This window comes from Rathayibacter sp. VKM Ac-2857, assembly GCF_013205025.1.
In the GTDB taxonomy this organism is placed as follows: Bacteria; Actinomycetota; Actinomycetes; order Actinomycetales; family Microbacteriaceae; genus Rathayibacter.
In genome coordinates this window covers 1-22,106 of sequence record NZ_JABMLE010000004.1, presented here as the reverse complement: position 1 = coordinate 22,106, position 22,106 = coordinate 1, and the positions used below count along the sequence as shown (strand labels likewise).

Sequence of the window (22,106 nt, the reverse complement as noted above, 5' to 3'; positions counted from 1 at the left end):
GCCAGCGCTCCGCGAACCCGCATGTGCTTTCACCGAGCGCCAGAGCACCCGTCGACCGTCACTTCTTCGCTGCGCCGCGGGGTGCTATCGGACACTCTCAGCGATCCCGCGCCGATCCTCCGACTCCCCCGCAGGACGGCTCTGGAACCATCACTCACCGACGAGAGGTCGCAGAATGCCGTTCGAGGAGCACGCCGGAGATCAGCACGATCCCGACTCCACTCAGACGCCGGGAGTCGCTCGGCGATCCACTCTCGCCGCCGCCTGGTCGACGCCCGTGATCGCCGCCTGCGCGGCGGCGCCCGGTGCCGCGGCATCCATCGCCCCCTCTCCCGTCCTCCCCGAGACCTTCCTGGGGGTGCGCGTCATCGACGCCGGACTCGTGGCCACCGACCTCGGTCCCCGCCGGCGCTTCGAGATCTCGGTGTTCGTGAACGGAGACGGGGTCAGCGGAACGCCGATCGTGCTGCGCCAGGACGGCCGGGTGGACTTCAGGACGGATCAGGACGTCATCATCGCGTCGCGCCAGGTCGTCCGCGTCAGTCGTCGCGGCGGCTACATCCTCATCCCCGCGGGCTCCTACGCGGGTTCGATCCCGTACAGCATCGGCGGTGTCGCGAAGGTCGCAGCGCTCGTGAGCGGAGAGCCCTACCCCTTCGTCTACTCCGACCCCCCGCAGCGCGCCCACGTCGAGGTGATGGTCACCGGCGGCCCCGCCCGTCCCGGGACGCCCGCCCCGGGAACGATCAGCACTCGGGAGAAGGACGAGCTCACGACGGACTGACGCCGGCCCCGCCGCAGGAGCGCACGAAGGCCCCGCCTCCCCCCATCGGCGCGAGGGCTGCCGCGCGGGCCCGCCGCGCCGCTAGTCTCCCGGAGTGCCGTCGCATCGCGACCCGCCGCACACCGCGTCACCTCACCAGAGAGAACCACCGTGAGCCTCCTCCGCACCAAGTCCGTCGAGCAGTCCATCGCGGACACCGACGAGCCCGAGACCCGCCTCAAGAAGTCGCTGAGCGCCCTCGACCTCACCGTCTTCGGCGTCGGAGTCGTGATCGGCGCCGGCATCTTCACACTCACCGGGCGCGCCGCGCACGACATCGCCGGCCCCGCCATCGTGCTGAGCTTCGTCGTCGCCGCCTTCGCCTGCGCCCTCGCGGCCATGTGCTACGCCGAGTTCGCCTCCACGGTGCCGGTCTCCGGCTCCGCCTACACGTTCTCCTACGCCTCGCTCGGCGAGCTCTTCGCCTGGATCATCGGCTGGGACCTCATCCTCGAGCTGTTCCTCGGCGCGAGTGTGGTCGCCCAGGGCTGGAGCGCCTATCTGGGCTCCTTCCTCGGTCAGCTCGGCATCGTCCTGCCGGAGGCGATCTCGTACGGCGGCGTGGTCGACGTCCCCGCGATCCTGCTGGTGCTCGTGCTCGGCGCCCTGATGACCTTCGGCATCAAGGAGTCGCTGCGCGTCAACCTGGTGCTGGTCGCCGTGAAGCTCTTCATCGTGCTGTTCGTCATCATCGCCGGGCTGCAGTTCATCAACGCGAGCAACTACTCGCCGTTCATCCCGCCCGCGGAGGCGTCCCAGGCCGCGTCCGGCCTCGCCCAGCCGCTGCTGCAGTTCCTCTCCGGCATCGAGCCGGCGACCTTCGGAGTCGGCGGCATCATCGCCGGCGCCTCGCTGGTGTTCTTCGCCTACATCGGCTTCGACGTCGTCGCGACCACCGCCGAGGAGACCCGCAACCCGCAGCGCGACATGCCCATCGGCATCATCGCCTCGCTGATCATCTGCACCGTGCTCTACTGCGCTGTCGCCCTCGTCGTCACCGGCATGGTCCCCTACCGCGAGCTCGACCCCTCCGCCGCCCTCGCCAACGCCTTCGCGTACCACGGCCAGACCTGGATGGCCACGGTCATCTCGGCCGGCGCCGTCGCCGGCCTCACCACCGTCGTGCTGACCCTGCTCATCGGAGCGACCCGCATCATCTTCGCGATGTCGCGCGACGGCCTGCTCCCCCAGCGCCTCGCGAAGGTGCACCCCCGCCTGCGCACCCCGTGGGTCACCTCCGTCGTCGTCACGGTCATCGTCGCCCTGCTGGCCGGCCTGACCCCGATCGGCGTCCTCGAGGAGATGGTGAACATCGGCACCCTCTCCGCCTTCGTCCTGGTCTCCGTCGGCGTCATCGTCCTCCGCCGCAAGCGCCCCGAGCTCAAGCGCGGCTTCCGCGTCCCGCTCAACCCCTGGCTCCCCGGCCTCTCCGCCCTGATCTGCACCTACCTGATGCTCAACCTCTCCATCGAGACCTGGCTGCGCTTCCTGATCTGGCTGGCCATCGGCTTCGCGATCTACTTCGCCTACTCCCGCTCCCACGCGAAGCTCGGACAACTCGCGAAGTAGACCATGGCGCGAGGCCGGCAATCGGTCAGATCATGTGCAACGCGCCACTTCGAGAATTCCTCTTGTCTTGTAGTGGGCACGAACCTACGCTCCTCGATGACGTCGAGGAGGTGGAGCGTGAAACGCGCAGCAGATTTCCGCAGGGTGATGACCATCGCCGGACAGGTGGCCTATCAGCGGAGTGAGCCCGTGTCGGCGCTGCACGTCGCATTCGCCTACGCCGCATGCCTCGCGCCGGGTGACAGCACCGCCCGCATGATCCAGGCATTCGGCGACGAGCGCGGCTGGGATGCGAGCACCGACGCACGACCCGTCCTTCGACGGCTCCTTCGTCACCGACGTCCGGTGCAGTACGACCCCGCAGTCCGTCGGGCAGTCGAGAGGGCCGCCGCGGGCGGCTCTCCCGATATCCGGACGATGCTCGCAGCGCTCCTGAACGAGGGCGGCCTCGATCCGTTGCGGGAGGCGATCGAGCGAGCCGGCGGCGATCTCTCCCGCTGGCTGACCACCGATGCTTGACAACGACGCTCCTCGCCGGCTCCTCGACGTCCGAAGCCTCGGCAAGACGATGGGCGCGGTGGACGTGCTCCGCGACGTCTCCTTCACGATCGACGCCGGCGAGGTGGTCGGACTGGTCGGGCCCAACGGCGCCGGGAAAACGACACTGATGCGCACCCTCGCCGGACTCTACGAGCCCTCGCGCGGCAGTGCGCTCGTCCTCGGTCACGCGATCGGCACGACGGAGGCTCGACGAGCCCTCAGCCTCATGCCGGAGGAACCGGACCTGTACCCGGGTCTGAGCGTCGTGGAGCACGTCCGGCTGATCGAGCGGCTGAGCGGCTCATCCCGGAACGAGTCGCTCGGACCGTCGCTCCTGGAGCGCTACGGGCTGAGCGACAAGCAGGACCTCCTCCCCCATCAGCTCTCGCAGGGGATGCGCCGCAAGCTCGCTCTCGTCCTTGCGCTGCTGAAGGGCGCCGGGCTCCTTCTGCTGGACGAGCCGTTCAACGGCCTCGATGCCGTCTCTGTGCGCGAGCTCCGGAACGAGGTGCGGAGGCTGGCCGAGGAAGGCTGCAGCGTGCTGCTCTCCATGCACGGGCTGACCGAGCTGGAGCGCATCGCCGATCGAGCGGTGATCCTGCACGCCGGGAGGATCGCGCACATCGCGCGTCTCGGGCGCGACGATCTCGAGGGGCAGCCGCCTCTGGAGGACGTCTATCTCCGTGTCGTGGGGGCTCTTCGCGATGACGACGACTGAACGAACGCGGCGTCTTCCCCTTGCAGGAGCGCTGGCTCTCTCCCGGGCCTACCTGCGCATCCGTCTCCGCAGCACCACGGCCCTCGTGACGAATCCCCTCGCGATCGTCGTCCTCGTGATCGCTGCGTCGAGCGGCGTCTGGCTCCTGGTTCAGGGTGGAGCCGGCGGGTCTCCGACGGAGGCGCCCTCGACGCGGATCGCGGGATTCGTCCTCGGTCTCGCTCTGATCCTGGTGTCACTGACAGCGCAGCGGGGTTCGCCGCTGCGGTTGCAGCCCGCGGACGTCTCCTGGGTGCTGCAGAGCCCGAGTGGTCCGCGCATCGTCGTGGTGGTGCATGCGGTCGGGACCGCGGCGATCGCGTTCGTCAGTACCTCCGCGGCGTCGGCGACGGCGCTGCTTCTCCGTGGAGAGCCGGTCGCGTGGGGCGTGCTCTCGGGGTGCGCGATGACGGCCGTCCTCCTCCTGGTCCGGGCGACGTCCCTGACCAGCCATCTCCTCGGAAGGATCGCCCGGCCGGACCGGCGCCGGATCGGGCTGACCTGCGTCCTCGCCGCAGGCGCGGTCTGGATCGTCCTCTGGGTGCAGTCGCTGCTCGTGGGCGAGGACTCCATCGGGTCGGCCTCAATGAGTGCCGCCGGGCTCCTCTTCGAGGTGATCCTCGCGCCAGAGGCGAGCGGGCTCGCGCACGCCTTCGCCACCGTCGGCGTTCTCCTGCTGTCGAGCATCGCCGTCGGCCTGCTCGTCCGGCGAGCCGGCATCTTCGTCGAACCCGCGGTCGAGGAGAGCATCCTCGCGAATCAGCTCACCCGGGTCCTCTCCGGCGAGTCGAGCCGAGCTCTTTCCGGCCGGGGCTACGCCGTCGGCCGTCCCTCATGGACGCGATGGCCCGACTCCGCGGTCGGCGCGGTCCTAGCGAGTCACCTGGCGCAGACCCGGCGACGGCGCTGGCAGGAGCCCCGCACTGCGCTCGCCCTCCTCGCCGTGGCGGTGCTCTCCAGCCTGGTGCGGGACAGCGTGCCGATGCCGTTGGGCGGACTTCTCCTCGTGCTGATTCTCGCGCTGCCGGGTCCGTCTCAGGCGACCGCGCAGGACCTCGACCACCAGCACCTTCCGCTCGCGGACGTCTCGATCGCCCGAGCTGGATTCGCCGGTGTCGGCCTTCACGCCCTCATCTCGCTGGCCGTGTCGCTGCCCGCCGTCGTTCTCTGGGCCTCGGTGTACTTGCGCGGGATCGGCTGGGGTCTGCTCGCAGTCCTTCCTCTCGCACTCCTCTGCACGAGCGCTGCGCTCGCCGGAGTCGGATCACGCGCCTTCTCGGATCTGCTTCTCGGCCGGGTGGTCGCGGCGGTCGCGCTCACCATGCTGCCGGTGGCCGGCGCCGCCTCCAGCCTTGCGCTCCATAGCCAGGGGAACGATGCGCTCCGTGTCCTGGTGGCCCTCTCCGGCGCCGTGCTGATCTCCTGCCTGCTCTCCTCCGGTCTCGCCTGGGCCGTCCTCGAGTCCGCCAGGCCGGCCCGATCGTCGCGTGCACCCGAGGTCTAGGGTGCAGTCATGCCCCGCTCCATGGCCGACCTCGACTTCCGCCGACGGCAGTGGGAGCAGCGCTACGCACCCCACGTCGCGCCGATCAACCGCTGGATCGACGAGCTGCGGAACCCGTACGACCGCGGCTGGCTGCCCGACGTCGCGCCCCTGCACGGCGGCACCGAGGCGCGGGTGCTCAGCATCCTGCGCGATCCCGGCCCCGGCACTCGGGACGGCGCCGGCAGCGGCTTCCTCTGCACCGAGAACGACGACGGCTCGGCCGAGCTGATGTCGCGACTCCTCACCGACGTCGGGCTGTCGCCCTTCGACCTCCTGCCCTGGAACGCCTACCCCTGGTACATCAACAGGGCGCCGACCGCCGAGCAGCTCGATGCGGGGATCCCGACGGTGCTGCACCTGCTCGACCTCGCGCCGAGCATCCAGGTCGTCCTGCTGCAGGGGGCCGATGCCGACCACGGCTGGCGCCGCCTGCTCCGCCTGCACCCCGGCATCGAGCGCGAGCGCGGTCTGGCCGTTGTGCGCACGTTCCACCCCTCGCCGCAGGCCCTCTTCACGAAGGACCCGGTCGAGCGGGCGGCGCGGGTGGCGCGGCGCGAGGCGGCCTTCGCAGAGGTCGCGGAGCTGCTGCGCTGAGCGGCTCGGCACGCGCGCACGGCGGCGCCAGAAACGACGAAGCCCTGACGAGTGCTGTCCGCGATCGGACATCCCATCAGGGCTTTCTGTCGGGCTGACAGGATTTGAACCTGCGACCCCTTGACCCCCAGTCAAGTGCGCTACCAAGCTGCGCCACAGCCCGTGGCAGTCCGGACCGAGGCCCGGGCAACTCGACTACCTTAGCGGATCACGGGGCCGAGAGTGAAAACGGGCGTCGCCGCACGCACGTAGAATCGCGGGGGCGGTGCGCGCCGGGCGGGCCGGTGCATGCGCCCTACAGGAGGCAGCAGCAGTGGACGCGCGGCAGAAGCGATCGCAGGTGGCCCTGCACCGAGCCATCATCGATCTGGCGACTGCCAGGGACGTCTCCAGCCTCACGGTCTCCGAGATCACCGACCGCGCCGGCGTCAACCGCTCCACTTTCTACGCGCACGCCGCCTCGGCCGCCGAGCTGCTCTGCGCGGCTCTCGCCGACGAGCTCGACGCGATCCGCGACGAGTACCTCGACACCCTCCGCACCGGAGCGGCGACCGACGCGACCATCCGCCAGGGCACCGCGCGGATCCTGGGTCACCTCGAGGACCGTCGCGACCTCTACCTGCGTGCTTTCGACGCTCCGGGCGGCGACTCCGGCGTCCGCGCGATGCTCGCGCTGCACTTCCGCGCCGCCGTGCTCGCCACCCTCGAGACCGGGACGCTGCAGCTGCCCGACGGCGACGGCATCGGCACGTTCCTCGCAGACGGCACCGCCTCGTTCCTTGCCGCCGGCTCGACCGGGCTGATGGAGGCGTGGCTGCGACTCCCCGCCCCGCGCACGCCGGAGACGTACCTCACGGCGTACCGCCGCCTGCTGCCGTCCTGGTGGCCGTTCGCGACCCAGGACTGACGCCCACCGGTCTCCATCCGTCACGAGTGGTCGGGTCGACGCGCGGAGCACGACCGTCCGTGACCGATCGATCGCCGGACGCTCTGACACCGGTGGATCTCGATACGCCCGCTGCGCGGGCTACTCGATCAGCATGGTGCGCCCCACCATCCGCACACCCGGCAGCCGCCGGCTCCCATGCTGGTCGAGTAGCCCCGCAGGGGCGTATCGAGACCACCCACCCTCCGCAGGCCCCGCCTGCCGGCCCCCTCTTGCTGGTCGAGTAGCCCCGGAGGGGCGTATCGAGACCCACCCACCCTCCGCAGACCCCGCCTGTGGGCCCCCCTTTGCTGGTCGAGTAGCCCCGGAGGGGCGTATCGAGACCCACCCACCGTCAGCAGCCCCGGCGGCGGACCTCCGGCACGCAGAAACCCGTCCGGCACACCGGATCCGGCGCATCCCGCGAGCCCGAACGCGAATCCCGCGCCGAAGCTCGCCCGGCCGCACCTCCGGCACGTCGAAACACGTCCGGCTCGCCGAATCCGGCGCATCCCGCGAGCCTGAGTCCGAATCACGAGCCGAACCCCCGACCCCCGCCCACACCTCCGGCACGCAGAAACACGTCCGGCTCGCGGGATCCGAGGATTCCCGCGAGCCGGACGCAGAACGACGAGCCGAAGCCGCGCGCAGCAGAAGGCGTCAGCGCGCGCGCTTCTCCCGCACGCGCATGTTGACGTTCACCGGCGAGCCCTGGAAGCCGTAGATCTCACGCAGGCGGCGCGCGATGTAGCGGCGGTAGCCCGGGTCGAGGAAGCCGGTGGTGAACAGCACGAATGTCGGCGGGCGCGAGGACGCCTGCGTGCCGAACAGCACGCGCGGCTGCTTGCCGCCGCGCAGGGGGTGCGGGTGCGCCGCGGTGAGCTCAGCGAGGAACGCGTTGAACTTGCCGGTCGGGATGCGGGTGTCCCAGGACTCGAGGGCGAGCTCGAGCGCGGGCACGAGCTTCTCGAGGTGACGACCGGTCTTGGCCGAGATGTTCACGCGCGGCGCCCACGCCACGTGGGCGAGGTCCTTCTCGATCTCGCGCTCGAGGTAGCGGCGGCGCTCGTCGTCGAGGAGGTCCCACTTGTTGAAAGCGAGCACGAGCGCGCGGCCCGACTCGAGCACCAGGTCGATGATGCGGACGTCCTGCTCCGAGATCGGCTCGGAGACGTCGATCACGACGACCGCGACCTCCGCCTTCTCGAGCGCGGTCGAGGTGCGCAGCGACGCGTAGAAGTCGGCGCCCTGCTGCAGGTGCACGCGCCGGCGGATGCCGGCGGTGTCGACGAAGCGCCAGATCTTGCCGGCGATCTCGACCTGCTCGTCGACCGGGTCGCGGGTGGTGCCGGCCAGCTCGTTGACGACGACCCGCTCCTCCCCCGCGGCCTTGTTCAGCAGGCTGGACTTGCCGACGTTCGGGCGGCCGAGGATCGCGACGCGGCGCGGGCCGCCGACCTCGCGCTTGGCGACGAGCGACTCGAGCGGCAGCTTCTCCAGAACCGTGTCGAGCAGGTCGGCGACGCCGCGGCCGTGCACGGCCGAGACCGGGTACGGCTCGCCGAGGCCGAGCGACCACAGCGAGGCGGCGTTCGGCTCCTGGCGCACGTCGTCGACCTTGTTGGCCGCGAGGAAGACGGGCTTCTTGGTCTTGCGGAGCAGCTTCACGACGTGCTCGTCGGTCGCGGTCGCGCCGACGTTCGCGTCGACGACGAAGATGACGGCGTCGGCGAGGTCGATCGCGATCTCGGCCTGCATCGCGACGGAGGCGTCGATGCCGCGGGCGTCGGGCTCCCAGCCGCCGGTGTCCACGATCGTGAACTGGCGGTCGATCCACTCGGCCTTGTACGAGACGCGGTCGCGGGTGACGCCGGGAGTGTCCTCGACGACGGCCTCGCGGCGGCCGAGGATGCGGTTGACCAGCGCCGACTTGCCGACGTTGGGGCGGCCGACGATCGCCACGACCGGCAGCGCCGGGAGGTAGCGCACCTCGTCGGGGTCCTCGCTGGCGTACTCGAGGAGGTCGCGGTCCTCCTCGTCGAGGTCGTAGTCCTCGAGTCCGCTGCGCAGCGCCTGGGCGCGCGAGGAGGCGAGCTGCTCGTCGAGGTCGCCGAGGCGCTCGACGAGGTCGTCGTCTCCGAAGTTCAGCTCGTCGTCACCGACGTGCGTGTCCTGTGCCATGATCGGCCCTTGCTCTCGAAGTTCGGACCTCGGCGATGACCGCATCGACGGTCTGCTCGAAGTCGAGGTGAGTGGAGTCGAGAAGAGTGACTCCGTCTGCGGCGTTCATGAAGTCCACCACCTGGGAGTCGGCGCGGTCCCTGGACCGCAGTGCCTGACCCGTCGCTTCAGCGGATTGCGTGGTGACTTCGCGCGAACGCCTCGCCATCCTAGCCTCTTCGCTCGCCGTCAGGAGGATCCGCACCCCGGCGGTGGGCGCCACGACCGTCGTGATGTCGCGCCCCTCGACGATGATCCCGGCCTTCCGGGTCTCGCCGATGATGCGGCGGAACAGCAGCGTGATCCGCCGGCGCACCTCCGGGACCTTCGCCACGGCCGAGACCTGACCGGTCACGCGGGGCTCGCGGATCGCCGCGGTCACCTCGGTCCGGCCGACCCAGACCGAGTACGACTCGGGGTCGGTGCCGATGGAGTAGTCGAAGCCGTCGAGCGCGTCGACGATCGCGTTCTCGTCGGCGAAGTCGAGCCCGGTGTCGAGGCCGTGCCAGGCCAGCGCGCGATACGCGGCGCCGGTGTCGAGGAACTCGAAGTCGAGTCGGCGGGCCGCCTCGCGCGAGACGCTCGACTTGCCGCTGCCGGCCGGTCCGTCGATCGCGACGACGACGGCGTCGCCGAAGTCGGGCACGTCGTCGGTGTGCGAGCCGCTCGCGCGCTCGGGCGCCGCTCCCCCGTCCTCCGGGATGCTCTGCTGGGCGCGGCGGGCGGGCGTCATCCGGTTCAGGCCGCCCTCCTGCCTGTTCTGCTCCGTGCTCATCCGGCGATCCTCCAGCCGCGTGCGGTCAGTTCCTCGGTCAGCGGGCCGACGGCCTCCGGCACCACCGAGATCTCGGCGAGGCCCACGCGGCGCCCCTCCGCATGCTCGAGGCGCACGTCCTCCAGGTTGACCCCGGCCTCGCCGATCTCGACGAACAGCCGGGCGAGAGTGCCCGGGGTGTCGTCGACGAGGACGATCAGGGTGGAGAAGCGCTGGTCCTGGCCGTGCTTGCCGGGCAGCCGGGCGACGCCGGCGTTGCCCGCGGCGAGGTGCTCGGCGAGCAGGCGGCGGGCACCCGGGGCGTCGAGGTCGCGCAGAGCGTCGGCGACCGCGGCGACGTCGTCGCGGAAGGCGTCGAGCACGGCGACCACGTGCTCGCGGTTCGCGCCGAGGATCTGCACCCACAGCTCCGGAGCGGAGGCGGCGAGCCGCGAGACGTCGCGCACGCCCTGGCCCGCGAGCCGCAGGGCGTCGTTCGGCGCGTCGACGAGCCGCTGCCCGAGCAGGGACGAGATCACCTGCGGCGCGTGCGAGACGAGGCCGACCGAGCGGTCGTGCTCCTCCGGGCCCATCTCGATGATCGAGCCGCCGAGGTCGAGCGCGAGCGCCTCGACCCGGGCGAGCGCCTCGGGCGGCGTCTCGCCGTCGCGGCAGATCACCCAGGGGCGCCCGACGAAGAGGTCGCCGCGGGCCGCGACCGGGCCGCCGCGCTCGCGACCGGCCATCGGGTGCGAGCCGATGTAGCGGCTGAGATCGAGGCCCCGGGCGCGCAGCTCGCGCAGCGGCTGCATCTTCACACTGGCCACGTCGGTGACGACCGCCTCGGGGAACGCGGCCAGCTCGCGCTCGACGACGCCGGCGACGACGTCCGGCGGCACGCAGACCACGATCAGCACGGGCCGGTCGTCGGCGGAGGCTGCGCGGCCGGCCCCGTAGTCGATGGCGAGCGAGAGGCTGGCCGGAGACGCGTCGTCCAGGACGACGTCGACTCCGCGAGAGGCGAGGCCCAGGCCGATCGACGCGCCGAGCAGACCCGAGCCGACCACCCGCACCGTCCCCGTCGTCCGCATCGCGGGCGGGGCGGGGTGCAGGAGCTCGTTCACCCCGACAGCCTACCGATCAGGCCGACGCCGCTTGTCCTGACCGCTGCGGCGCACACCGGAGTCGGGCCGCTCGGCGCCGTTCGCGGAGGGACGTCGCCGGTCCTGCAGCGGTGTCGCGCGGTCGTCGGAACGCAGCGCATCGGAGGGACGCTCGCGCGGCCGCTCGTCGCGGCGACGCTCGTCGGAGCGACGGTCACCGCGGTCGTCGGTGCGGCGCTCAGACCGCTCCTCGGAGCGGCGCACCGGGCGATCGTCCGAACGGCGCTCGGGGCGCTCCTCGTAACGACGCACCGGACGATCGTCCGAACGGCGCTCAGGCCGGTCGTCCGACCGGCGCACGGGCCGGTCCTCCGACCGATGCTCGGGCCGGTCCTCGGATCGCCTGACGGGCCGGTCCTCGGATCGCCTGACGGGCCGGTCGTCCGATCGACGGACGGGCCGGTCGTCGGAGCGACGCTCAGGCCGTTCCTCCGACCGACGCACCGGACGGTCGTCCGACCGACGCTCAGGCCGCTCCTCGGTCCGCCGTACGGGCCGCTCCTCCGAGCGCCGCACCGAGCGCTCCTCGGTCCGCCGCTCCCCGCGCCCCTCGGTCCCCCGGTCGTCCGCGGTCTGCGGCCGCGGCCGCCGCGCGCCCGCACTCGCCTGGCGCGTCGGCTCCGGCTTCTCCACCGGCGCCTCGCCGCCCTGGCGCGAGATCGTCAGCAGCGCGCCGAGCTCGTCGCGGGTCAGGTCGCGCAGGTCGCCCGAGCGCAGCGAGCCCAGGTGCAGCGGGCCGAACTGCCGGCGCACCAGCTCGAGCACGGGGTGCCCGACGGCGGCCATCATCCGCCGGACGACGCGGTTGCGCCCGGAGTGCAGCGTGATCTCGACGAGCGACGCGTTCGAGCGCCCCTCCGGCCGGCCGAGCAGCCGCGCCTTGTCGGCCGCGACCGTGCCGTCCTCCAGCTCGACGCCGGCGGTCAGCGCCGCGATCGTCTGCGGCAGCACCTGCCCGTGCACCTTCGCGATGTAGGTCTTCGTCACGCCGAACGACGGGTGCGCGAGCACGTGCGCCAACTCGCCGTCGTTGGTCAGCACCAGGAGCCCCGAGGTCTCGGAGTCGAGGCGGCCGACGTTGAACAGCCGCTCCTCGAAGTTCTGGGTGTAGGTCCGCAGGTCGGGCCGGCCGTTCTCGTCCGACAGCGAGCTGACCACGCCGACCGGCTTGTTCAGCATCACGTAGCGGCGCGAGGTGTCCAGCTGCACGGCGACGCCGTCGACCTCGATCCGGTCGTTCTCCGGGTCGATGCGGCGGCCGAGCTCGCTCGCGACCTCGCCGTTCACGCGGATCCGCCGCGCGACGATCATCTCCTCGACGACACGGCGGGAGGCGACTCCCGCGGCCGCGAGGACCTTCTGCAGTCGTTCGCCCTCGGGCAATTCAGGCGCGCTCATCGAATCCGTTCCGTCCGTCGCTCAATAGGGGGGAGATCTTCGGCAGCTCGTCGAGCGAGGCGAGGCCGAGATGGACGAGCAGCTGCTCGGTGGTGCCGTAGAGGACCGCGCCGGTCTCGGGGTCGCTGCCGACCTCCGCGATCAGGCCGCGGCCGAGGAGGGTGCGCGCGACGGAGTCGACGTTGACCGCGCGGATCTGTGCGACCTGACCGCGCGAGATCGGCTGCTTGTAGGCGATGACCGCGAGCGTCTCGAGGGCGGCCTGCGACAGCTTCGTCGGATTCTGGGTCAGCACGAAGTCGGAGACGACGGAGTCGTACTCGCGGCGGACGTAGACCCGCCAGCCGCCGCCGACCTCGCGCAGCTCGAAGCCGCGGCGGATACCGCCGTCCGCGCCGTCGAAGTCCGCGGCGAGCCGCTCGACCGACTGCCGGACGACCGGGATCGGCCGGGAGAGCGCCGTGGCGAGCGCGGCGAGCGACTGCGGCTCGTCCGCGACCATCAGGATCGCCTCGACGGCGCGGTCGATCTCGAACGCGACGGTGCCGGGACCGGCGACGGTCATGGAGCTGGTGCTCGTGGGCTCACTGGTCATAGTCGGCCCCCAGGTGCGCGAGGCTCGCGTCGGACCAGTTCTCCGCCACCCACTGCAGGGTCAACTCGCCGAGCGGCTCCGGCTGCTCGAACGCGATCGCCGCGTGCCGGTAGAGCTCGAGCACGGCGATGAAGCGCGCCACGACCACGCCCTTCTCGTCCGCATCGGCGACGAGCTCGCGGAAGGTCGCCGTGGTCCGCTCGCGCAGCACGGCCACGATGTACGCGGCCTGCTCGCGGATGCTGATGAGCGGCGCGTGCAGGTGGTCGAGCCCGACCGTCGGGATCTCGCGCGGGGCGAGCGCGAAGGCGGCCAGCGCCGCGAAGTCCTCGGGCGAGAGCGTCCAGACCAGCTCCGGCTTCTTCGCGCGGAACTCCTCCTCGAGCGGCACCTGGCGCACGTGCCGGCCGGTCTCGGCGTCGATCCGCTCGGCGAACCACGCCGACACCTGCTTGAAGGCGCGGTACTGCAGGAGCCGGGCGAAGAGCAGGTCGCGCGCCTCGAGCATCGCCGCGTCCTCCGCGTCGACCAGCTCGCCCTGCGGCAGGAGCCCGGCGATCTTGAGGTCGAGCAGGGTCGCCGCGACGACCAGGAACTCCGAGGCTCGGTCGAGCCCCTCCGCCGTGTCGATGCCGTGCAGGTAGGAGAGGAACTCGTCCGTCACCGCGCTCAGCGCGATCTCGGTGATGTCGACCTGCTGCTTCGCGATCAGGCTCAGCAGGAGGTCGAAGGGGCCCTCGAAGTTCGACAGCGCAACGGTGAAGCCGCGGGAGACGGGGGCGGTGTCTGCCTCCTGGTCGAGCAGGAGCGCCTCAGGCGACCGCGCCACGCGAGATCAGCTCCCTGGCGAGCTTGCGATACGCCTTCGCCGCGTTGTGCTCCGGCGCGAACGTGGTGATCGGCACCCCCGACACGCTCGCGTCGGGGAACTTCACCGTGCGTCCGATCACCGTCTCGAGCACGCTGTCGCCGAAGGCGTCGACCACCCGGTCGAGCACCTCGCGCGAGTGCAGCGTGCGCGAGTCGTACATGGTGGGCAGGATGCCGTCGAGCTCGATCACCGGGTTGAGCCGGTCGCGGACCTTGTCGATCGTCTCGATCAGCAGCGCGACGCCGCGCAGGGCGAAGAACTCGCACTCGAGCGGGATGAGCACGCCGTGACTCGCGGTGAGCGCGTTCACGGTGAGCAGGCCCAGCGACGGCTGGCAGTCGATCAGGATCACGTCGTAGTCGGCGCTGACCTTGCGCAGCACGCGGGCCAGGATCGTCTCGCGGGCGACCTCGTTGACGAGGTGCACCTCCGCGGCCGACAGGTCGATGTTCGCGGGGATGATGTCGAGGCCGGGGACGCGGGTCGGGCGGATGGCCTCGCTCGGGTCCTTGACGGTGCCGAGCAGCAGGTCGTAGATCGTGATCGCGTCGTAGGTGGCGACACCGAGACCCGCGGACAGCGCGCCCTGCGGGTCGAAGTCGATGGCCAGCACGCGGCGGCCGTACTCGGCGAGCGTCGCGCCCAGGTTGATGGTCGTCGTCGTCTTGCCGACGCCGCCCTTCTGGTTGCAGAGCGAGATGATGCGCGCGGGCCCGTGCCCGGTCAGCTCCACCGGGAGCGGGAAGTCGCGCAGGGGCCGGCCGGTCGGGCCGAGCGTCGGGGCTTCGAGACCGGTGAGCTCGGCCTTGTCGTCCGTCTTGCGTGTCACCTGCGTCGCCTCGCTTCCCGTGTCGGCGTGCGCTCCCGCGCGGCCTCCGTCGAGTGTACCGGCGGCCGTGCCCCTCCCCGCGGCGCCCCGCCCATGCTGGTCGAGCAACCGCGCAGCGGCGTATCGAGACCCGAGCACGCCGACCGTGCAGCGGCCCCCTCCATGCTGGTCGAGTAGCCCCGCAGGGGCGTATCGAGACCCGCCGTCCTCAACAGGGCGGGTCTGCCGACTCCACTTCTGACGCTGGCGGATCTCGATACGCCCGCTCCGCGGGCTACTCGATCAGCATGAAGCGCCCCTGCTGGTCGAGTAGCGGCGCAGCAGCCCCTCCATGCTGGTCGAGTAGCCGCGAAGCGGCGTATCGAGACCCCCCTCAGCGCCGCGCCCGCGGGTGCGCCGTCGTGTACACGTCGCGGAGCGTGTCCGCCGTCACCAGCGTATAGATCTGCGTCGTCGCCACCGAGGCGTGCCCCAGCAGCTCCTGCACTACCCGCACGTCCGCCCCGCCGGCGAGCAGGTGCGTCGCGAAGGAGTGCCGGAACGTGTGCGGCGAGATCTCCCGATCCAGCCCCGCCTTCTCCGCGACCGCGCGGATCACCAGCCACGCGCTCTGCCGCGACAGCCGGCTCCCGCGCACCCCGAGGAACAGCGCCGGCGTCGCCCGCCCGCGTCGCGACAGCTCGGGCCGCGCCCGCACCAGGTAGTCCTGCACCGCCTCGCGCGCGAAGCTCCCCAGCGGCACCATCCGCTGCTTCGAGCCCTTGCCGGTCAACCGCACCACCTCCGAGTCGAAGACGTCGTCGACGCTCAGGTCCACCGCCTCCGAGATGCGCGCCCCGGTGGCGTAGAGCAGCTCCAGCAGCGCCCGGTCGCGCAGCTCCGACAGCTCCTCGCCGCGGGCCGCCTCGAGCAGCGAGGCCATCTGCTCGACCGTGATCGCCTTGGGCAGCGTCATCGGCAGCTTGGGCGGCAGCACGTCGTGGGCGACGTCGTCGGCGACGTGCCCCTCCTCCAGCGCGAAGCGGTGCAGCCCGCGCACGCTCGAGAGGATCCGCGCCCGCGAGCTCGCCGCCAGCGGCCGCTCGGCCCGCGCCGCGAGCCAGGACGCGAAGTCCCCCACGTCCGAGCGCCGCAGCACCGCGAGATCCGTGACCCCGCGCTCCTCGAGCCAGCCGAGGTACATCCCCAGATCGCGCCGGTACGCGGCGATCGTGTGCGCCGAGAGCCCGCGCTCGACGCTCGCCTGCCGGAGGAAGGCGTCGGCGATCGCGGGCGGAGTCACCCCCGGCGGACCCGCGGGTGCCGCGTCCACGGCGAGGAGGCGTCGCCGAGCCCGGCCCAGCCGCGCGCGCGGAAAGCGTGCGCCGCGAGCACCGCGAGGCAGAGCGACGGGTTCTGCACCCGCCGCGCGAGCACGGCGTCGACGGCCTCGTCGAGCGCGACCCAGCGCAGCTCCATGTCGGCCTCCTCCGCCTCGCGCTCGAAGGCGGCGTCGGTGGCGGAGAGATCGCGCGCCAGGTAGATGCGGATCACCTCGTCGCTGCCGCCCGGCGAGGTCGCGAACTCGGAGAGCAGGTCCCAGCGGCCGGCCCGCAGGTCGGTCTCCTCCCCCAGCTCGCGCTGCGCGGCGACGAGGGCGTCCTCCCCCTCGATGTCGAGGAGGCCGGCCGGGATCTCCCACTCGCGGGTGCGCACGGGGTGGCGGTACTGCTTGATCAGCGCGACGCGGTCCTCGTCGTCCAGCGCGAGCACCGCGACGGCGCCCGTGTGGTCGAGGAACTCGCGGCGCAGCTCGCCGTCGCCGTAGCGGAAGGTCTCGGCGCGGACGCCCCAGACCATGCCGTCGAAGACGCGCTCGCTGGTGAGGATCTCGGGCTCGACCGGCTCGTCCGAGAGCAGGACGTCAGAGGCCGGCGCGTCCGAGAGCACGGAGTCGGTCGCGTCAGTCATCGGAGCCGGCCTCCGAGGCCGGGAACAGCCGCGACGCCTCCTGGCGCTCGAGCGCCGCGGTCACGAGCCCCTTGAACAGCGGGTGCGCGTTGTTCGGCCGCGAGCGCAGCTCGGGGTGCGCCTGCGTGCCGACGTAGAACGGGTGCTTGTCGCGCGGAAGCTCGACGTACTCGACGAGGCTGCCGTCCGGCGACGTCCCCGAGAACCACAGACCGGCCTCGGCGATGCGGTCGCGGTAGCCGTTGTTGACCTCGTAGCGGTGGCGGTGGCGCTCCGCCGCCTGCGGCGCTCCGTAGACCTCCGCGACGATCGAGCCCTCGGCGAGGTCCGCCGTGTACAGGCCCAGTCGCATCGTGCCGCCCATGTCGCCGGCGGCGAGGATCTCGACCTGCTCGGCCATCGTCGCGATGACGGGGAACTCCGTCTCCGGGTCGAACTCCGACGAGGATGCGCCAGCGAGTCCGGCCTCGTTCCGCGCGTACTCGATCACCATGCACTGCAGCCCCAGGCAGAGGCCCAGCGTCGGGATGCCGTTCTCGCGAGCGAAGCGCAGCGCGCCGAGCTTGCCCTCGATGCCGCGGATGCCGAAGCCGCCCGGGACGCAGATGCCGTCGAGCTCCGAGAGCGCCTTCGAGGCCGCCTCCGGGTCCTCGAGTCCGTCAGAGGCGATCCAGCGCAGGACGACCTTGGTCTGCTGCGCGAAGCCGCCGGCCCGCAGCGCCTCGGTGACCGAGAGGTACGCGTCCGGCAGGTCGATGTACTTCCCGACCAGGCCGATGGTCACCTCGTGCTTGGGCTCGTGCACCGCCTCGAGCAGCTGCGACCAGCCGTCCCAGACGACCTCGCCGGCCGTCAGGTCGAGCTGGTCGATGATGTAGGAGTCGAGCCCCTGCTCGTTGAGCATCGACGGGATCTCGTAGATCGAGGCGACGTCCTTGGCGTTGACCACGGCCTGCTCGTCGACGTCGCACATCAGCGCGATCTTGCGCTTGTTCGACTCCGACACCGGCCGGTCGCTGCGCAGCACGAGCGCGTCCGGCTGGATGCCGATCGAGCGCAGCGCGGCGACGGAGTGCTGGGTCGGCTTGGTCTTCTGCTCGCCGGAGGCGCCCATGAACGGCACGAGCGACACGTGCACGAAGAAGACGTTGCGGCGGCCGAGCTCGTGGCGCACCTGGCGGGCCGACTCGATGAAGGGCTGCGACTCGATGTCGCCGACGGTGCCGCCGATCTCGGTGATGATCACATCGGGCTGCGGGTCGTCCTCGGACTGCAGGCGCATGCGGCGCTTGATCTCGTCGGTGATGTGCGGGATGACCTGGACCGTGTCGCCGAGGTACTCGCCGGCCCGCTCGCGGGCGATCACCCGGGAGTAGATCTGACCGGTGGTGACGTTCGCCGCCTGGTTGAGGTTGATGTCGAGGAAGCGCTCGTAGTGCCCGATGTCGAGGTCGGTCTCCGCGCCGTCGTCGGTCACGAAGACCTCGCCGTGCTGGAACGGGTTCATCGTCCCGGGATCAACGTTCAGGTACGGGTCGAGCTTCTGCATCACGACGCGCAGTCCGCGCGCGGTGAGCAGGTTGCCGAGGCTGGCGGCCGTCAGGCCCTTGCCGAGCGAGGAGACGACCCCGCCCGTGACGAAGATGTGCTTCGTGACCTTCGCGGGGGCGGTGTCGCGCCCGGCCGCAGAAGTGTCGGAAGAAGAAGAGGAAAGGCCCGAGTTCGAATTGTCCACCACGGGGTTCCACCGTAACAGCAGAACGGGGTCCGGGCGCCGCCCCCGCCGATTTCGCACCGGTCGGGGGGCGGCGCACCGCGCGACGTCAGCGCCGGCGGCTCGACTCGAGCAGCTCCCGCGCGTGCGCCAGGGCGTTCTCGGAGTCCGTCAGGCCGGAGAGCAGGCGCGCCATCTCGGACACCCGCTCCTCGGCGTCCAGCTGGGTCACCGCGCTCGAGGTGACCGAGCCGTCCGAGCCCTTCTCGACCCGGAGGTGGTTGGTCGCGAAGGCCGCGACCTGGGCCAGGTGGGTCACGACGATGACCTGCGACGTCTCGGCGAGCCGGGCGAGCCGGCGCCCGATCTCGATCGCGGCCGCGCCGCCCACGCCGGCATCGACCTCGTCGAAGACGAAGGTCGGCACCGGATCGTTCGCCGCCACGACCACCTCGATCGCGAGCATCACCCGCGAGAGCTCTCCCCCGGAGGCGCCCTTCGCCAGCGCACGCGGAGTGGCGCCGGTGTGCGGCTGGAGCAGCATCTCGACCGTGTCGCGCCCGTGCACCGTCGGCTCGCCCGTCGTACCGACCTGCACGTGCAGGCGCGCGTCCGCCATCGCCAGCGCGGTCAGCTCCTCGCTGACCCGCGCGCCGAGCTCGGCAGCCGCGGCGGTCCGCAGCACGGTCAGCCGGTCGGCGAGCCGCTCGACGAGATCGGCGTCGGCGGCCGTGTCCGCCTCGAGGGCCGCGATCCGCTCGTCGTCACCGTCGAGCTCGAGCAGGCGCAGGCCGGAGGAGTCGACGAGGTCGAGCACGTCGTCGAGGGTCGGTCCGTAGGTGCGGGCCAGGGCGGAGAGCTCCGCGCGGCGGTTCTCGATCAGCTCCAGATCGTGCGCGCCGTCGAGGTCGAGCTCGGCGAGGTAGGAGGAGAGGCCGGCCGCGACGTCGCCGAGCAGCACCGACGCCTCGCCGAGGGTCTGCGTCAGCGGCTCCAGCGCCGCATCGTGCTCCGCGGCGCGCTCGAGCACCCGCCGGGCGATCTCCACCAGACCGAGGGCGTCGCGGCCGTCGAGCTCCTCCGAGGAGACGGCCTCCCGGGCCTCACCCGCGGCGATGCGCAGCTGCTCGATGCTGCCGAGCCGCTCCGACTGCGTCGACAGCTCGACGTCCTCGCCGCGCTGCGGGGCGACCACCTCGATCTCGGCGAGAGCGCTGCGGAGCCGCTCGGCTTCGCGCGCCCGGGCCTCCCGCGCCGTGGTCAGCCCGTCGAGCTCCTCGCGGTTGGCCCGCCAGCGCTCGAAGGCACTCGCGTAGTCGCGCAGGGCCTCCCCCAGCTCGGGCCCGCCGAAGCGGTCGAGCGCGTCGCGCTGAGCGGCCGCCGAGCGGAGCCGGATCTGATCCGACTGCCCGTGCACCACGACGAGCTGGTCGGCGAGCTCGCTGAGCACGCTGACGGGGGCGCTGCGCCCGCCGACGACGGCGCGCCCGCGCCCCTCGGCCGAGACCGAGCGGGCGAGCAGCAGCTCGGGTCCGTCGAGGTCACCGCCCGCGTCGTGGACGCGATCCGCGACCGCGCCCTCCTCGGGCACGAGCCAGCGGCCGGACACCCAGGCCTGCTTGCTGCCGGAGCGGACGGCGGACGCGTCCGAGCGCGCGCCGAGCACGAGGCCCAGGGCGGTCACGACCATGGTCTTTCCGGCACCGGTCTCGCCGGTGACGGCGGTGAATCCCGGTCCGAGCGGGAGGGTCGCCTCGGCGATCACACCGAGGTCGCGGATCTGCAGCTCTTCGAGCATGCGGCTACTCCGTCTCCGCCGACCCCCGCCATCCGCGGATGGGGAGACCGAACTTCTGCACGAGGCGATCGGTGAACGGGGCGTCGTGCAGGCGCGCGAAGCGCACCGGCACGGGAGAGCGCCGGAAGACGACCCGGGCGCCGGGCGGCAGCTCGTAGGTGCGCCGGCCGTCGGCCCAGAGCACGCCGACGCCGTCGGTCCGCTCCTTCACCTCGACCGCGAGGCTGGAGTCCGGCCCTACGACGAGCGGGCGGGCGAACAGGGCGTGCGCACTGAGCGGCACGAGCAGCATCGCCTCGAGCGTGGGCCAGACGACGGGACCGCCGCCGGAGAAGGCGTAGGCGGTCGAGCCGGTGGGAGTCGAGACGACGATCCCGTCGCAGCCGAAGCTGGAGAGCGGGCGGCCGTCGACGCCGACCATCACCTCGAGCATCCGCTCGCGGCTGCCTTTCTCGACGGTCGCCTCGTTGAGCGCCCAGGTCTCGTAGACGACGGCGTCGTCGATCTTGACGCGCACCTGCAGCGTCATCCGCTCCTCGACCGCGTAGTCGCCGTCCAGTGCGCGCGCGACCGCGTCGTCGAGGTCGTCGCGCTCGCTCTCGGCGAGGAAGCCGACATGGCCGAGGTTCACGCCGAGCAGCGGCGCCGTCCCGGTCCGGACGATCTCGGCCGCGCGCAGGATGGTGCCGTCCCCGCCCAGGACGAAGACCAGCTCGATCTCCTGCAGCGGGACGTCGACGCCGAGCACTGCGACATCACTCAGCTCGGAAGCGTTCCGGACGATGTCGCCCTTGTCGTCGGCACAGAGCACGGGCCGGGCACCGGACCCGCGAAGGCGTCCGACCACGAGGATCGCCGCTTCGAGGGAGTCCGCCCGTCCGGTGTGGGCGATGACGAGGATGTTGCGCTCGCCAGGAGGGGACTGCATCGAGTGGGTGTCCTTCGGGTCGATCGACGGCGGCGGACACGATCGCGTCACCCGAGGGTGAGCGCGGTGACCGCGTCCCTCCATTCTGTCGGAATCGTTCCGCGGTCGCGGTGGAGGTGCACCAGATACTCCTGATTCCCAGCGCCACCGGGCAGCGGCGAGGCGATCAGGCCGGCCACTCCGAGCCCTGCGTCCCAGGCGGACCAGAGCACGTCCGAGAGCGCTTCGCGCCGCAGCTCGGGATCGCGGACGATCCCCTCCTTGATGCCGAGGCGCCCCACCTCGAACTGCGGCTTGACCAGCACGACGAAGTCGGCACTCGGCGCGACGGAGGCGGCGACGGCCGGCAGCACCATCGACAGGGAGATGAAGGAGACGTCGGCGACGACCAGATCCGGAACGACGCCCGTTCCCGATGCGGCCGCGAGCGACGTCGCCGTCATCTCCCGCGCGTTGAAGCCCTCGACGACACGGACCCGGTCGTCGGAGCGGATCCGGGGAGCGAGCTGCCCGTGCCCCACGTCGAGTGCGATCACCGAGGCGACTCCGCGTTCCAGCAGCACCTGGGAGAAACCGCCGGTGGAGGCGCCGACATCCAGGGCGTCCGCGCCGTCGACTCGCACGGAGGGGAAGGCGTCCAGCGCGGCGATCAGCTTGTGGGCCGCCCGGCTGACGTAGTGGTCCAGGGAGGCGACAGCGACCTCCTGCTCGGGCCGCACTCGGATCGACGGCTTGAGCGCCGGCGCCCCGTCCACGGTGACGACGCCGTCGGCGATCATGCGCGCCGCATGCACTCGGGAGCGGGCGATGCCCCTCGTCGCGAGTGCGGTGTCGAGACGCTGGTCCTCGCCCTCGGTCATCAGCGCGCGTCCCCGCCCTCGAGCCGGACGCGGAGCTGCTCCTGCACCTCCGCATAAGCGGCGGCGCGAGTCGCCAGGGGCGACTGCTCGATGTCGTCGAGACGATCGCCGAGATCGACGCTCTCGCCTCCGGATGCGCGGTCCTCGGACATCGTCACTCCTCACGGCGCCGCGTCGAGCGGCTGGCGGTTCCGGCTGGGGAACCTCTGGTTAAACAGCGATGGCCACCCATTTCTGGGTGGCCATCGTGAATTGGTGTCCGGCGGTGTCCT

General features: G+C 71.7%; 20 protein-coding genes, 1 tRNA gene and 1 pseudogene. 7 read left to right on the top strand and 15 right to left on the bottom strand.

What is annotated here, in order from left to right; all coding sequences use genetic code 11:
- Positions 1-175: 175 nt before the first annotated feature.
- The 6 genes from HQQ86_RS17000 (at position 176) to HQQ86_RS16975 (ending at position 5,829) form a co-directional block, all read left to right on the top strand.
- Positions 176-784 (top strand): hypothetical protein, encoded by a 609-nt coding sequence (locus tag HQQ86_RS17000; protein ID WP_173289450.1) that lies wholly within the window; start codon positions 176-178, stop codon positions 782-784.
- A 150-nt stretch (positions 785-934) separates the two neighbouring features.
- Positions 935-2,392 (top strand): amino acid permease, encoded by a 1,458-nt coding sequence (locus HQQ86_RS16995; RefSeq protein WP_173289449.1) that lies wholly within the window; start codon positions 935-937, stop codon positions 2,390-2,392.
- Between the two features lie 117 nt (positions 2,393-2,509).
- The gene (locus HQQ86_RS16990; RefSeq protein ID WP_173289448.1) at positions 2,510-2,911 is read left to right on the top strand and encodes a hypothetical protein; all 402 of its coding nucleotides are present in this window, start codon (positions 2,510-2,512) and stop codon (positions 2,909-2,911) included.
- Complete coding sequence (locus HQQ86_RS16985) at positions 2,904-3,650, top strand: ABC transporter ATP-binding protein (RefSeq protein WP_173289447.1); 747 nt, start codon at positions 2,904-2,906, stop codon at positions 3,648-3,650. Before HQQ86_RS16990 ends, HQQ86_RS16985 begins: the two co-directional genes overlap by 8 nt.
- Before the next feature lie 85 nt (positions 3,651-3,735).
- Positions 3,736-5,193 carry a hypothetical protein gene (locus HQQ86_RS16980; RefSeq protein ID WP_173289446.1) on the top strand — a complete coding sequence of 486 codons (1,458 nt, stop codon included), beginning with the start codon at positions 3,736-3,738 and terminating at the stop codon, positions 5,191-5,193.
- 9 nt (positions 5,194-5,202) lie between these two features.
- Positions 5,203-5,829: a uracil-DNA glycosylase gene (locus HQQ86_RS16975; protein WP_173289445.1), complete on the top strand. Its 627-nt coding sequence runs from the start codon at positions 5,203-5,205 to the stop codon at positions 5,827-5,829.
- 89 nt (positions 5,830-5,918) lie between these two features.
- On the opposite strand, the gene HQQ86_RS16970 is transcribed toward HQQ86_RS16975, so the two are convergent.
- Positions 5,919-5,992: transfer RNA gene (locus tag HQQ86_RS16970), tRNA-Pro, on the bottom strand.
- A gap of 177 nt (positions 5,993-6,169) precedes the next feature.
- On the opposite strand from HQQ86_RS16970, the gene HQQ86_RS16965 reads away from it, so the two are divergent.
- Positions 6,170-6,736, top strand: a complete 567-nt coding sequence (locus tag HQQ86_RS16965) for a TetR family transcriptional regulator (RefSeq protein ID WP_173289444.1) — start codon at positions 6,170-6,172, stop codon at positions 6,734-6,736.
- 678 nt (positions 6,737-7,414) lie between these two features.
- On the opposite strand, the gene der is transcribed toward HQQ86_RS16965, so the two are convergent.
- From der to HQQ86_RS16895, 14 genes and pseudogenes are all read right to left on the bottom strand, one after another.
- Positions 7,415-8,935, bottom strand: coding sequence for a ribosome biogenesis GTPase Der (gene der, locus HQQ86_RS16960; protein WP_160090190.1), 1,521 nt, complete (start codon positions 8,933-8,935; stop codon positions 7,415-7,417).
- Positions 8,910-9,749: a (d)CMP kinase gene (cmk, locus tag HQQ86_RS16955; RefSeq protein WP_243582657.1), complete on the bottom strand. Its 840-nt coding sequence runs from the start codon at positions 9,747-9,749 to the stop codon at positions 8,910-8,912. Before cmk ends, der begins: the two co-directional genes overlap by 26 nt.
- Positions 9,746-10,819 (bottom strand): prephenate dehydrogenase, encoded by a 1,074-nt coding sequence (locus HQQ86_RS16950; protein ID WP_123736021.1) that lies wholly within the window; start codon positions 10,817-10,819, stop codon positions 9,746-9,748. The genes cmk and HQQ86_RS16950 overlap by 4 nt, the downstream gene beginning before the upstream one ends.
- Positions 10,820-11,539: 720 nt before the next feature.
- Positions 11,540-12,289, bottom strand: a pseudogene (locus HQQ86_RS21435) (pseudouridine synthase); the annotation flags it as partial.
- Complete coding sequence (gene scpB, locus HQQ86_RS16940; protein WP_254072206.1) at positions 12,276-12,854, bottom strand: SMC-Scp complex subunit ScpB; 579 nt, start codon at positions 12,852-12,854, stop codon at positions 12,276-12,278. The gene scpB and the pseudogene HQQ86_RS21435, both read right to left, overlap by 14 nt.
- Positions 12,855-12,873: 19 nt before the next feature.
- Positions 12,874-13,689, bottom strand: coding sequence for a ScpA family protein (locus HQQ86_RS16935; protein WP_216845659.1), 816 nt, complete (start codon positions 13,687-13,689; stop codon positions 12,874-12,876).
- A gap of 7 nt (positions 13,690-13,696) precedes the next feature.
- Positions 13,697-14,584, bottom strand: coding sequence for a ParA family protein (locus HQQ86_RS16930; RefSeq protein ID WP_123446039.1), 888 nt, complete (start codon positions 14,582-14,584; stop codon positions 13,697-13,699).
- Positions 14,585-14,957: 373 nt separating this feature from the next.
- Complete coding sequence (xerD, locus tag HQQ86_RS16925; RefSeq protein WP_173289441.1) at positions 14,958-15,866, bottom strand: site-specific tyrosine recombinase XerD; 909 nt, start codon at positions 15,864-15,866, stop codon at positions 14,958-14,960.
- Positions 15,863-16,534, bottom strand: coding sequence for an NUDIX hydrolase (locus HQQ86_RS16920; RefSeq protein ID WP_173289440.1), 672 nt, complete (start codon positions 16,532-16,534; stop codon positions 15,863-15,865). The genes xerD and HQQ86_RS16920 overlap by 4 nt, the downstream gene beginning before the upstream one ends.
- On the bottom strand, positions 16,527-18,272 hold the full coding sequence (locus tag HQQ86_RS16915; protein WP_367948703.1) for a CTP synthase: 1,746 nt from the start codon (positions 18,270-18,272) through the stop codon (positions 16,527-16,529). Before HQQ86_RS16915 ends, HQQ86_RS16920 begins: the two co-directional genes overlap by 8 nt.
- A gap of 85 nt (positions 18,273-18,357) precedes the next feature.
- The gene (gene recN, locus HQQ86_RS16910; protein WP_173289439.1) at positions 18,358-20,046 is read right to left on the bottom strand and encodes a DNA repair protein RecN; all 1,689 of its coding nucleotides are present in this window, start codon (positions 20,044-20,046) and stop codon (positions 18,358-18,360) included.
- A 4-nt stretch (positions 20,047-20,050) separates the two neighbouring features.
- Entirely contained in the window at positions 20,051-20,974 is a 924-nt protein-coding gene (locus HQQ86_RS16905) for an NAD kinase (RefSeq protein ID WP_173289438.1), read from the bottom strand.
- A 47-nt stretch (positions 20,975-21,021) separates the two neighbouring features.
- Positions 21,022-21,834, bottom strand: a complete 813-nt coding sequence (locus HQQ86_RS16900) for a TlyA family RNA methyltransferase (protein ID WP_173289437.1) — start codon at positions 21,832-21,834, stop codon at positions 21,022-21,024.
- A complete protein-coding gene (locus tag HQQ86_RS16895; RefSeq protein WP_173289436.1) occupies positions 21,834-21,986 on the bottom strand; it encodes a hypothetical protein in 153 nt (50 codons plus the stop codon). The genes HQQ86_RS16900 and HQQ86_RS16895 overlap by 1 nt, the downstream gene beginning before the upstream one ends.
- Positions 21,987-22,106: the final 120 nt, after the last annotated feature.

Bases quoted from the DNA above. Each gene is read 5' to 3' on its own strand.
- HQQ86_RS17000 (WP_173289450.1), top strand. From the start codon at position 176: ATGCCGTTCGAGGAGCACGCCGGAGATCAGCACGATCCCGACTCCACT.
- HQQ86_RS16985 (WP_173289447.1), top strand. From the start codon at position 2,904: ATGCTTGACAACGACGCTCCTCGCCGGCTCCTCGACGTCCGAAGCCTC.
- HQQ86_RS16975 (WP_173289445.1), top strand. From the start codon at position 5,203: ATGCCCCGCTCCATGGCCGACCTCGACTTCCGCCGACGGCAGTGGGAG.
- der (WP_160090190.1), bottom strand. From the start codon at position 8,935: ATGGCACAGGACACGCACGTCGGTGACGACGAGCTGAACTTCGGAGAC.
- cmk (WP_243582657.1), bottom strand. From the start codon at position 9,749: ATGAGCACGGAGCAGAACAGGCAGGAGGGCGGCCTGAACCGGATGACG.
- HQQ86_RS16950 (WP_123736021.1), bottom strand. From the start codon at position 10,819: ATGCGGACGACGGGGACGGTGCGGGTGGTCGGCTCGGGTCTGCTCGGC.
- scpB (WP_254072206.1), bottom strand. From the start codon at position 12,854: ATGACCGTCGCCGGTCCCGGCACCGTCGCGTTCGAGATCGACCGCGCC.
- HQQ86_RS16920 (WP_173289440.1), bottom strand. From the start codon at position 16,534: ATGACTGACGCGACCGACTCCGTGCTCTCGGACGCGCCGGCCTCTGAC.
- recN (WP_173289439.1), bottom strand. From the start codon at position 20,046: ATGCTCGAAGAGCTGCAGATCCGCGACCTCGGTGTGATCGCCGAGGCG.
- HQQ86_RS16905 (WP_173289438.1), bottom strand. From the start codon at position 20,974: ATGCAGTCCCCTCCTGGCGAGCGCAACATCCTCGTCATCGCCCACACC.
- HQQ86_RS16900 (WP_173289437.1), bottom strand. From the start codon at position 21,834: ATGACCGAGGGCGAGGACCAGCGTCTCGACACCGCACTCGCGACGAGG.
- HQQ86_RS16895 (WP_173289436.1), bottom strand. From the start codon at position 21,986: ATGTCCGAGGACCGCGCATCCGGAGGCGAGAGCGTCGATCTCGGCGAT.